This window comes from Ascidiimonas aurantiaca, assembly GCF_037646345.1.
Classification (GTDB): domain Bacteria; phylum Bacteroidota; class Bacteroidia; order Flavobacteriales; family Flavobacteriaceae; genus Ascidiimonas; species Ascidiimonas aurantiaca.
Map to the genome: position 1 here is coordinate 83,093 of NZ_JBBEWR010000004.1, position 12,228 is coordinate 95,320.

The window sequence follows — 12,228 nt, forward strand, 5'->3', positions numbered from 1 at the left end:
GGTATTCGGTGTTTTCTCAACATCAATGTCTAATTATTTAATTATCTAGTAAATGCTAAACAAAAGCATAAAACTTCTAATAGAGAACAAACTTGTTGCAGTACTATTACTCGTCTTTTTTATAGGCTGGGGAATTGTAAATGCACCTTTTAACTGGGATACTGGTTTTTTGCCAGCTAACCCGGTAGCCGTAGATGCCATTCCAGACATTGGTGAAAATCAGCAAATAGTCTTCACCAAATGGGATGGTCGTTCGCCACAAGACATAGAAGACCAAATCACGTATCCATTAACAACATCACTCCTGGGTATCCCGGGAGTGAAAACCATACGAAGTTCGTCTATGTTTGGTTTTTCCAGTATCTATATCATTTTTGAAGAAGATATAGAATTCTATTGGAGTCGTAGTCGCATTCTCGAAAAGCTAAACTCATTGCCCAGTGGGCTACTTCCAGAAGGTGTCAATCCAGCTTTGGGTCCTGACGCTACCGGTTTAGGTCAAATATTTTGGTACACACTTGAAGGTCGGGATGAAAATGGCAAGGTTACCGGCGGATGGGATTTACACGAATTGCGAAGCATTCAGGACTACTATGTAAAATATGCTTTGTCGTCTGCAAGTGGAGTATCAGAAGTGGCGTCCATAGGTGGTTACGTTCAGGAATACCAGGTAGATGTGAATCCAGAATTAATGCGACAATACAATATTGGGCTAAACCAAGTTGTAAAAGCCGTAAAAGAAAGTAACAAAGATATTGGAGCCCAAACATTAGAAATAAATAAAGCCGAATATCTTGTTCGTGGCTTAGGTTATATTAAGTCTATTGGTGACATAGAAAATGCGGTCGTTGCATCTGAAGATTATACGGCAATTAAAATTAAAGACATAGGCAAAGTGTCATTGGGTCCGGCAACTCGAAGGGGAATGTTAGACAAAGAAGGTGCAGAAGTCGTGGGGGCGGTTGTGGTAGCTCGTTATGGTGCAAACCCGATGGAAGTCATCAATAATGTAAAAGAAAAAATAAATGAGTTAAGCCCTGGGTTACCTTCTAAAGTATTGAGTGATGGAAGAACATCACAAGTAACTATTGTGCCTTTTTATGATAGAACCGAACTCATACAGGAAACACTGGGCACACTCAACGAGGCATTGACATTAGAGATTCTGATTACCATTTTGGTTATCATCATTATGGTATTTAACCTTCGAGCCTCGGTACTCATATCGGGGCTTCTGCCCGTTGCAGTTTTAATGGTGTTTATTGCCATGAAATTTTTTGGCGTAGATGCAAATATCGTGGCGTTATCTGGTATCGCTATTGCCATTGGCACAATGGTAGATGTGGGTGTCATACTTTCTGAAAACATTATTAGGCATTTAGACGAAAACAATGAAAAACTGCCTATAAACACCGTTGTTTATAACGCTACTGCAGAAGTTTCTGGTGCGATCGTTACCGCAGTAATGACCACAATTATCAGTTTCATTCCGGTTTTTACAATGATAGGAGCAGAAGGTAAATTATTCAGACCTCTGGCATTTACTAAAACATTTGCACTAACAGCATCGATTATCGTAGCATTATTCTTAATTCCGCCTTTTGCAGCATTCTTATTTAGAAAGAAAAGCCTACAGAAACTATCAGGCTATATAATCAATGGTCTGTTAGTTGTCTTTGGTATTGTGGCCATAATTTATGGTTCTTGGCTGGGATTAGTCCTTATTGCGTTTGGCATTACTGCTTTTTTAAAATCACAGGACAGAATTACAGAAAAACGCGCCAACCTCTTAAACATAGGGATTTCTGCATTTGCTATAGTATTTCTGTTAGCAGAATATTGGCGACCGCTTGGTGTTGATAGAAGCATCCTTTGGAACTTAATTTTTGTTGGGCTTATTTGTTTCGGACTATTGGGTGTATTTACCTTATTCAGAAAACAATACACACGTATCTTAAAGTGGGCTCTTGCCCATAAATTATTATTTCTATCCATACCAACACTTATTGTCATTGCTGGTTTTTTCATAATGAAAAACACAGGTAAAGAATTTATGCCTTCATTAAATGAGGGTTCATTCCTGCTAATGCCAACCTCAATGCCCCATGCAGGAGTTGAAGAGAACAAAAGGGTTTTACAGCAGCTAGATATGGCTGTAGCCAGTATTCCTGAAATTGAAACTGTAGTTGGTAAGTCAGGTAGAACAGAATCAGCTTTAGACCCAGCACCTTTATCAATGTATGAAAACGTCATTCAATATAAACCGGAATATATATTGAATGAAAAAGGCAAACGCCAGCGATATAAGGTCAATGATGCAGGGTTTTTTATTAGAACAGACGGAAATTTGACTGAAAACCCAAATAATACCATAAGTACTGAAGAAGTAGAGAAAGCTCGAAAAAGCGGGAAAAAGGTTTTTAGTACGGTTAATGAATCTTCAGATAATTTAATTCCGGACGATGACGGCGAATTTTTTAGAAACTGGCGACCAGAAATAAACTCGCCTAATGATATTTGGAACGAGATCGTAAAAGTAACCAAACTGCCCGGAGTTACTTCAGCACCTAAACTGCAACCCATTGAAACACGGTTGGTAATGCTTCAAACAGGAATGCGTGCTCCTATGGGAATAAAAGTAAAGGGGCAAGACCTAAAACAAATTGAAGCTTTTGGAATTCAGTTGGAAGATATTTTAAAGGAAGCTGAAGGTGTTAAAACAGAAGCAGTTTTTGCAGACAGAATAGTTGGAAAACCTTATCTGTTAATTGATATAGACAGAGAAAAACTGGCACGTTACGGAGCCTCAATTGATGATGTTCAAAACGTGCTAAGAGTTGCAGTTGGCGGAATGGTACTGACCCAAACCGTTGAAGGCCGTGAACGTTATGGTGTTCGCGTTCGCTATCCAAGAGAACTTCGTGATAAACCAGATGATTTAAAGAATATCTATGTTCCGGTTGAAAAAGGAAGCCCGGTTCCGTTAAGTGAACTGGCAAACATTCGTTACGAACAAGGTCCGCAGGTCATTAAAAGTGAAGATACCTTTTTAGTGGGTTATGTACTGTTTGATAAGTTAGATGGATTTGCAGAAACAAACGTAGTTGAAAATGCCCAGGCTCTAATTCAGCAGAAAATTGATTTGGGAGAATTGGTAGTACCCAAAGGCATTAACTATCAATTTACCGGAACGTATGAAAATCAATTGCGAGCAGAGGCAACCTTATCTGTGGTAGTGCCACTGGCACTGTTAATTATCTTCCTGATTTTGTATTTTCAATTTCGTTCTGTTACCACTTCTTTAATGGTTTTTACGGGAATTGCAGTAGCATTTGCAGGGGGTTTTATAATGATTTGGTTATACGGTCAGGATTGGTTTTTAAACTTTAGTTTTTTTGGGGAAAACTTACGGGACTTATTCCAAATACAGACTATTAATTTAAGTGTTGCTGTTTGGGTTGGCTTCATTGCACTATTTGGTATTGCTACCGATGACGGTGTAGTAATGGCAACATACCTAACCCAGACATTTGATAGAAACACCCCTGAAACTAAACAGGAAATTAGATCATCCGTCGTAGAAGCTGGAGAAAAACGTATTCGTCCTTGTTTGATGACTACCGCAACCACCATCTTGGCATTACTGCCAGTTCTAACATCTACAGGGCGTGGAAGTGATATAATGATTCCTATGGCAATACCAAGTTTTGGCGGAATGCTTATCGCATTGATTACGTTGTTTGTTGTGCCCGTTTTATACAGTTGGAGAGCTGAAATGAAAGTGAAAAATGCAAAGTGAAAAATGCAAAGTGAAAAATTATGACTAAAGGTATATTGAAAAATAAGAGTTACGAATTCGCAATAGAGATAGTAAGGTTATCTCAAAATTTAGTGAATGAAAAAAGAGAATATGTATTGAGTAAACAACTTTTAAGAAGTGGTACTGCGATTGGAGCGCTTATTAGAGAAGCAGAATTCGCTCAAAGCAGCAAGGATTTTATCAATAAAATGAGTATTGCTTTAAAAGAAGCGAGCGAAACATTGTATTGGCTGGATTTATTGAAGGATACCAATTATATCTCTGTGGCTATTTATGAGCAATTGTATTCCATTTGCAAAGAATTAGTCGCAATGTTAGTAAGCTCAGTAAAAACGACAAAATCAAAATTATAATGGAAACTTTAATTCAAAATAAAAACAAACTTGTTTTTAGTCGTTCACTTTTCACTTATAATTTGAAGAGAGCATTCGCTTTTAGCTTTTCACTTTTAGCTTTTCACTTTATAAGCGCACAACAATTGGAAACTCTTATTAATGAAGCTCTGAAAAACAGCCCGGAAATTCAAAAATTTGAATTACAATACAGTATTGTTTCAGAAAAAGTAAATGAAGTAAATGCCATTCCAAATACTGAATTTGCAGTGGGTTATTTTGTTAGTGAACCCGAAACAAGAACAGGGGCTCAACGCTTTAAGGTATCAGCAAGACAAATGATACCCTGGTTTGGATCGATAACCGCCAGGGAAAACTATGTCAGTTCACTGGCCGATGCCAAATATGAGGATATTGTTATTGCCAAGAGAAAATTAGTTGCTGCCGTATCACAGTCTTACTACAATTTGTACGCCAATAAAGCCAAACAAAAAGTATTGGCTCAAAATATTAAATTGCTTGAAACGTATGAGACAATGGCCCTTACCTCTCTAGAAGTTGGTAAAGCTTCGGCAGTAGATGTATTGCGATTGCAAATGCGTCAAAATGAACTGGAACAACTAAAAGAAGTATTGGCCCAACAATATTTGGCTGAACAAACAACACTTAATAAGCTTTTAAATCGCAATAAAGATGTGGTTGTAAATGTTGTTGACGAATTAACCATTCTCTCCGAAACTACTTTAGTAAATATCGAAGATTTATCCCTCCATCCCGAATTGATAAAATATGATAAACTCTACCAGTCTGTTGAGCAGTCAGAACTGTTAAACCAAAAGGAAAGCCTCCCTATGATTGGTTTTGGACTAGATTATGTTAATGTGGAAAAACGACCCAATATGGATTTTAGTGATAACGGAAAGGATGTGATAATGCCTATGTTATCAGTATCAATCCCAATTTTTAACAAAAAATACAAATCGCAAACCAAACAGAACGAGTTTCAACAGCAGGAAATAACAGCTCAGAAACAACAGCGATTGAATAAACTGGAAACGGCTCTGGATCAAGCTGTGAAAGATAGGATCTCTGCAAGAATAAGCTATGAGACCCAATCCAAAAATTTAGAGCAAGCCAATGACGCTGAAGAAATTTTAATTAAAAGTTATGAAACAGGAACAATAGACTTTAACGATGTTCTGGATATTCAGGAACTACAATTGAAGTTTCAAATAAACCAAATAGAATCGGTGAAAACCTTCTATGTACAAACAACAATCATAAATTATTTAAGTAACTAAAAACAAGTATAATTTAAAATTAATAACAATGAACTTTTCAAAGAAAAACCACGAATACAAAAACAACAATAAAAATGTTGTGAGTAAAAAAGTAAAATTAACAACAATTGTAGCAGTAGCCTTTTTAAGCCTATCTGCCATGTCTTGTAAAGACACTAAAAAAGAAAACACCCATGATAATGATTCTATGCACTCAGAAATGGATCATGATAAAATGAGTACACCCAACCATACAAAGGAATCTAATACACAGGATTCAAATGCCCAAAAAGTACTGGCAGATTATATGGCTCTTAAAGATGCTTTGGTAAATGATGATAATGCAAAGGCAAAAGAATTGGGTACTGTATTGGCTCAATCTTTAAGATCATTTGATGCATCTGGCTTTTCAGGTAAAGAGCAGTCTGAATTAAACGATATTATGGAAGATGCTATCGAGCACGCTGAACACATAAGTGAAAGCGATATTAAACACCAACGTGAGCACTTTAAAGTTTTGAGTAAGGATATTACAGATATGGTAGCTATCACGGGAACACAAGTGAAACTATACGAGCAATTTTGCCCTATGTATGATGGTGGTACAGCCTGGTTAAGCACAAAGGAAGAAGTGCGTAATCCATACTATGGAAGCCAGATGTTGAAATGCGGAAAGGTACAGCGAGAAATTAACTAAATAAAACCAACATGTTTAAAATAATCATTATGCTGTGTGTTTAATGATTATTTTAAACATTAAAGGTTACATGTAACCATTGAAAAACAATAAGAATAAACACGTGAAAATTGCAAAAATCATAGCATTGATTTTATTGGTTGGATTTGTGGGCATACAGTTTGTGCCTACAGATCTCAACCAAAGTGATACCGTGCCAAAAACCGATTTCTTCTTAGTAAACAACACTCAAGAAAATATTAGGACATCATTAGAGGTATCCTGCTATGATTGTCATAGTAATAACACACAATATCCTTGGTATAACAAAGTACAACCTATTGCCTGGTTTTTAGAAAACCATATAAAACACGGAAAGGAAGAATTGAATTTCAATGAATGGGGTACGTATTCCAACCGAAGAAAAAACAGCAAACTAAAGTCAATAATTAGTCAGATCAAAGGTGATGAAATGCCATTGGCATCTTACACCTTAGTTCATAAGGATGCCAGGTTGTCCAGATCTGAAAAGGTCTTGATTATTGATTATATGAAAAAACTAAAAGACAGTTTATAATGAAGCCCTTAAATGAAAAGGGGATAAAAGATAGCCCTCCCCGTTTTAGACACTATAAAAGAAGAATGAATTAAACTAATTACCAAAGTATATGAATTGTTGTTGTTTCTGGTAGCGCACGTATCTGTATTACCCCATTGGAACAAGGGGGTTTTATGTTGAATAGTATCAAAGAAAATTAAAATGGAACATCACGAACACCACAAACACCATAACCATGAAAACCATCCCGAGCAGAAGGCAGAAATGAACCATTCTGGTCATAACCCTGCTCACGGAGAAATGGGGCATGACCATCACAAAATGATGATAGAAGATTTTAAGCGAAGGTTTTGGGTCTCTGTCATTTTAACCATACCTATTCTTGTATTATCACAAATGATACAGAAATGGTTGGGGGTAAACTGGAATTTCACAGGCAGTAATTATGTACTGTTTGCTTTATCGAGCGTTGTTTACTTCTATGGTGGATGGCCATTTTTAAAAGGTTTGGTAAATGAGTTGAAGAAGAAGTCTGTAGGAATGATGACCCTCGTTGCCGTGGCAATTTCGGCAGCATATTTTTACAGTGTTGCTGTTATTTTTGGGTTTGAGGGTAAAACGTTTTTTTGGGAGTTGGCAACGCTTATCGATGTGATGTTGATTGGCCATTGGCTTGAAATGCGTTCCATTTTGGGCGCAAGTAAAGCCTTAGAAGCTTTGGCGGCACTAATGCCCAATGAAGCCAATTTGGTTGATGGAAACCAAACTCGCAAAGTTAAAATAAGTGAGTTAACCAAGGGCGATATCATACTCATTAAACCAGGTGAGAAAGTTCCAGCTGATGGCGTTATAGTAGAAGGTAAAAGCGACCTTAATGAAAGTATGCTTACTGGTGAAAGTAAGCCTGTAAGTAAAACAGTTGATGAAGAAGTAATTGGTGGTGCTATAAATGGTAATGGGGTCATCAAAGTAAGAGTAAAAGGCATAGGAGAAGGAACCTATTTATCCAAAGTGATACATATGGTACAGACCGCTCAAAAACAGAAATCTAAAACGCAACGTTTGGCAGACGTAGCAGCAAAATGGCTTACTGTAATCGCATTGGTATTAGGTTTCGGCACGTTCTTTACTTGGCTCGCCCTGGGAGAAGATGTATCGTTTGCCCTGGAACGTATGGTTACCGTAATGGTTATCTGTTGTCCGCATGCCCTGGGACTGGCAGTACCTTTAGTCGCTGCAATTTCTACCAGTATTTCTGCTAAAAACGGACTCTTGATTCGCAACCGAACAGCATTTGAAGCTTCCCGAAAAATATCGACTATTGTGTTTGATAAAACCGGAACACTTACCAAAGGTTCACACGAAGTAGTACAGATTGTCCCATTATCACCCGAATATGATGAAACAGAGCTCTTAAAATATGCAACTGCCGTTGAAAATCCTTCCGAACATCATATTTCCAAAGGATTAAGACGAAAAGCAAAAGAGGAAAATATTGAGATCCCTTCAGTAACCAACTTCAAGTACAATGCAGGTGTTGGTGTAAGTGGAACGGTTAACGGAAAAAAAGTACAAGCGGGGGGGTATTTACTAATGGAACAATTGAAGCAAAATGTTACAGAGGATAAAGACGAAGGCATAGAAACCAAAATATTTACCATAGTAAATGATGAATTAATAGGCTTCATAACCTTCGCCGATGAAATTAGGGAAAGCTCTTATGAGGCAATTGAAATACTTCAAAAAAACAATATTAAAGTCTCTTTGCTCACAGGTGATAATAAAAAAGTGGCAAAAGATGTAGCCAATAAATTAGGTCTTGATGATTATATGGCAGAGGTGTTGCCAGACCAAAAGCAGGAAAAAATAACAGAGCTACAGGCCATGGGAGAATTTGTTGCTATGACCGGTGATGGTGTAAACGATGCTCCCGCATTAGCACAGGCAGATGTCGGTATTGCTATTGGCTCCGGAACTGATGTAGCCGCTGAGACTGCTGACATTGTTTTAGTCGATAGCAACCCAAAAGACATAGCCAACTTGATATTATTTGGTAAGGCCACTTACCGCAAAATGGTTCAAAATCTAGTATGGGCAACCGGTTACAATATCGTGGCTTTGCCATTGGCAACAGGGTTTGTACCCGGGCTAATGATAAGCCCTGCATTTGGCGCAGCTTTAATGAGTATCAGTACGATTATTTGTGCAATTAATGCGCAAACACTCAAAGGAATTCTACAAGCAAAAGTATAATATGGTTAATAGAAAAACAGCCTTAAAAATTAGAAAAACACACAGGTATTTAGGTCTTTTTTTAGGCGTTCAATTCCTGTTCTGGACAATTAGCGGAATGTATTTCAGTTGGACAAATATTGATGATATACACGGCGACCACTTTAAAAATCCGGATTATCAACCTCCTGCTTTCAAAAATTTAATAAGCCCTTCAAAACTCGATATTACCAAAGGGGTCCATACTATTGAATTGAGAGATATTGACAACACACCTTACTATTGGGTAAATAAAGAGCAATTATACAACGCTATGGATGGAAGTACAAAGAATAGCATCACAAAAGATGAAGCTCTGTATATCGCCAAAAACTATATGAAAAGTGATTTGGTAATTGAATCTGTTGAGCAAATCAATGAGGCAGGAAAACACCATGAGTACAGAGAAAAGTTATTACCAGCCTATGTTATTTCATACAAAACAGACGCAGCTTTAAAAGCCTATGTGTCTATTAAAGACGGGAGATTTCAAACAGTAAGGCATCGTAATTGGCGCATTTTTGATTTTCTATGGATGACGCATACGATGGATTATGAGGGTAGAGACAATTTCAACACTACCATCTTAAGGGCTTTCTCACTCTTGGGTTTGATTACCGTATTAAGTGGCTTCCTATTATGGTACACCTCATCACCCTCTATTAGAAAATTATCAAAACGAAAACAAACAAACAAATGAAGAAATATATAATTTACATAGCATTAGTAGTCCTGGGATTACTGCTTGGGTGGTTACTGTTTGGTAACTTATCAAACAAGCAAGCAGAGCATGATCACAATGAAGTAACAGAGACCAATAAAATGTGGACCTGTTCAATGCACCCACAGATTATGCAACCCGAACCCGGCGATTGCCCTATCTGTGGGATGGATTTAATTCCTGCAGAAAGTGGTGCCGATGGTTTATTGGCAGACCAGTTCAAACTTACAGAAAACGCTATGGCCTTGGCCAACGTCCAGACATCTATAGTAGGTAGTGGTAAACCGGGTGGCAACACCATAAAGTTATCAGGAAAAATAGTAGAAAACGAAGAATCTAATACTGTACAGGTAAGCTATTTTTCCGGGAGGATTGAACGTTTGAATGTGAGCTTTACAGGAGAAGAAATTCGTAAAGGACAATTATTAGCCACCATTTATTCTCCCGAACTGTATGCAGCACAACAAGAGTTAATTACCGCAGCTTCCCTAAAAGAATCACAGCCCAAATTATATCAGGCAGTTAGGAATAAATTAAAGTTGTGGAAATTATCAGAAGGTCAAATCAATAAAATTGAAACTTCTGGCAAGGTGTTAGAAAACTTTCCTGTATATGCTACGGTTTCCGGTACGGTCTCAGAAAAATTAGTGGAACAGGGTGACTATATAAAGCAAGGCCAGCCACTGTTAAAAATAGCAGAACTCAATACAGTTTGGGCAAATTTCGATGTCTATGAAAATCAGATTGATTTATTCAAAAAAGGACAGGAAATGGTAATTACTACCAAAGCATACCCTAACAAGGAATTTAAAGGTGAAGTCTCATTTATAGACCCGGTGTTAGATACACGTACAAGAACCGTAAATCTAAGAGTTGTGTTAAACAACACAAACGATGAATTTAAACCAGGAATGTTTGTTGAAGGTAAAATTGGAAGTATTTCTTCAACCCAAGAACAGTTGCTAAGCATTCCGTCAACAGCAGTCTTGTGGACCGGAGAGCGCTCAGTAGTGTACTTAAAAAGCAGTCCTGATGAACCGGTTTTTGAAATGCGCGAAGTAAAATTGGGTAATACCATAGGAGATAACTATGAAGTGTTAGATGGTCTGGAAAATGGTGATGAGATCGTTACCAACGGAACTTTTACCGTCGATGCAGCGGCTCAATTGCAAAGTAAAAAATCAATGATGAATAAAAAGGGAGGTAAAGCAATCACAGGACACGAAGGGCATTTAGGTATGCAGGAAACAGCGTCAGACACCGGGAGTGATCACTCAGAAATGAATAAGAGAATAAAGGTCTCCTTAGATTTTCAAAATCAATTGAAAACGGCTTTTAATGATTATTTAAGCTTAAAAAATGCATTGGTAAAAGATGATGCAAAGAAAGTAGCCAACGATGCAAAGAAATTACATAATACATTAAATCTGATAGATATGACATTATTGAAAGACAAAAAAGCTCATGATCACTGGATGAAATTAGAAAAAGAATTAACCTCCTCAACCAAATCTATCGCAGAAACCTCAGATATTAAAAAACAGAGAAATCACTTTAAGCATTTATCATCACATTTGGCCACTGCCATACAGTTGTTTGGGATCAACGAGAAGGTTTACAACCAATTTTGCCCAATGGCAGATAACAACAAAGGTGCTTATTGGCTGAGCAAAGAAGAAAAAGTACTAAACCCGTACTTTGGTGATGCAATGCTGACCTGCGGAGAGGTGAAGCAAGTAATAGAATGATCAATTATTTGGCAGGAAAACCATTAATTTATAAGAACCCCTCTTATTTCAACAGGCGGCACAATAAAAGGTTTGGGTTACCATGATCTTATTTAACGATTAAACTAATTTATTTAAATTGTCAGATTAAGTCTTAACTATTACACATTGTGAAAGTTAATTTGCTTATTTTCAATAGTTAGAGATTGAAAGGATGTTTACGGATCTCACTATTTAATATAGCTGCCTCGCAAATTACAGAAAGACATTTTTATTTTCTGGCATTAAATTTGGTTTGTATATTTAAAACATTAAAAAACAACCTATGAAAGCTTTTTTACAAACTACCAGTGTACTGGTTATTATTCTGGCCGGTTTTTCCAATTGTGCAGGCTCCAAAAAGTTACAGGAAACCCTTCCTTTTACTTTGGGAGAAGTATATGCCCAAAAATGGACTGGTGGGGCACGGGGCAGTGGTTCAGGCGTGAATTTTTTCGTGGCAGTTAATAATCTGCCGGAAGGGCTGCAGCTCGACAGTGTTTATTTTAGAGGAAAAAAAGTGACGCTCGAGGCTGAAACAGTACCAAAAGGGCAGTTGTTTGTGGGTCGCTTTTTAAATACCACGGCTGAAAAGCACGATCTTATTATGCATGCCGATCCTAAAAAAGAAGTGGGAAACAAACCCCCTGTAGTCAAAGAGAAAATACCTTTTGAATTAACAGATGACCAGGCAGTAATAAGCTACCGGTACAAAAACAGAAAGTATTATTACAAGATTGAAAACGTAGTTGAAAAACGGGCCGAAGCCTATCCTTCCGCTCCCGTAAAAAAGGGATTATAAG

General features: G+C 37.4%; 9 protein-coding genes. All 9 read left to right on the plus strand.

Translation table 11 applies throughout. The features are described from left to right. The first annotated feature begins 52 nt into the window (after nucleotides 1-52). The 9 genes from WAO84_RS05430 to WAO84_RS05470 all read left to right on the plus strand — a co-directional run bounded on the left by WAO84_RS05430 (nucleotide 53) and on the right by WAO84_RS05470 (nucleotide 12,227). Nucleotides 53-3,799 (plus strand): efflux RND transporter permease subunit, encoded by a 3,747-nt coding sequence (locus WAO84_RS05430; RefSeq protein WP_340064225.1) that lies wholly within the window; start codon nucleotides 53-55, stop codon nucleotides 3,797-3,799. 20 nt (nucleotides 3,800-3,819) lie between these two features. Continuing rightward, a complete protein-coding gene (locus tag WAO84_RS05435; protein ID WP_340064226.1) occupies nucleotides 3,820-4,173 on the plus strand; it encodes a four helix bundle protein in 354 nt (117 codons plus the stop codon). Further along, complete coding sequence (locus WAO84_RS05440) at nucleotides 4,173-5,453, plus strand: TolC family protein (protein WP_340064227.1); 1,281 nt, start codon at nucleotides 4,173-4,175, stop codon at nucleotides 5,451-5,453. Before WAO84_RS05435 ends, WAO84_RS05440 begins: the two co-directional genes overlap by 1 nt. A 28-nt stretch (nucleotides 5,454-5,481) precedes the next feature. Then, on the plus strand, nucleotides 5,482-6,129 hold the full coding sequence (locus tag WAO84_RS05445; RefSeq protein ID WP_422614476.1) for a DUF3347 domain-containing protein: 648 nt from the start codon (nucleotides 5,482-5,484) through the stop codon (nucleotides 6,127-6,129). A 103-nt stretch (nucleotides 6,130-6,232) separates the two neighbouring features. Continuing rightward, nucleotides 6,233-6,685: a heme-binding domain-containing protein gene (locus tag WAO84_RS05450; RefSeq protein ID WP_340064229.1), complete on the plus strand. Its 453-nt coding sequence runs from the start codon at nucleotides 6,233-6,235 to the stop codon at nucleotides 6,683-6,685. A 183-nt stretch (nucleotides 6,686-6,868) separates the two neighbouring features. Beyond that, nucleotides 6,869-8,920: a copper-translocating P-type ATPase gene (locus WAO84_RS05455; RefSeq protein ID WP_340064230.1), complete on the plus strand. Its 2,052-nt coding sequence runs from the start codon at nucleotides 6,869-6,871 to the stop codon at nucleotides 8,918-8,920. A gap of 1 nt (nucleotide 8,921) precedes the next feature. Further along, nucleotides 8,922-9,638: a PepSY domain-containing protein gene (locus tag WAO84_RS05460; RefSeq protein ID WP_340064232.1), complete on the plus strand. Its 717-nt coding sequence runs from the start codon at nucleotides 8,922-8,924 to the stop codon at nucleotides 9,636-9,638. After that, nucleotides 9,635-11,407: an efflux RND transporter periplasmic adaptor subunit gene (locus WAO84_RS05465; protein WP_340064233.1), complete on the plus strand. Its 1,773-nt coding sequence runs from the start codon at nucleotides 9,635-9,637 to the stop codon at nucleotides 11,405-11,407. Before WAO84_RS05460 ends, WAO84_RS05465 begins: the two co-directional genes overlap by 4 nt. 304 nt (nucleotides 11,408-11,711) lie before the next feature. Beyond that, nucleotides 11,712-12,227: a hypothetical protein gene (locus WAO84_RS05470; protein ID WP_340064235.1), complete on the plus strand. Its 516-nt coding sequence runs from the start codon at nucleotides 11,712-11,714 to the stop codon at nucleotides 12,225-12,227. Nucleotide 12,228: the final 1 nt, after the last annotated feature.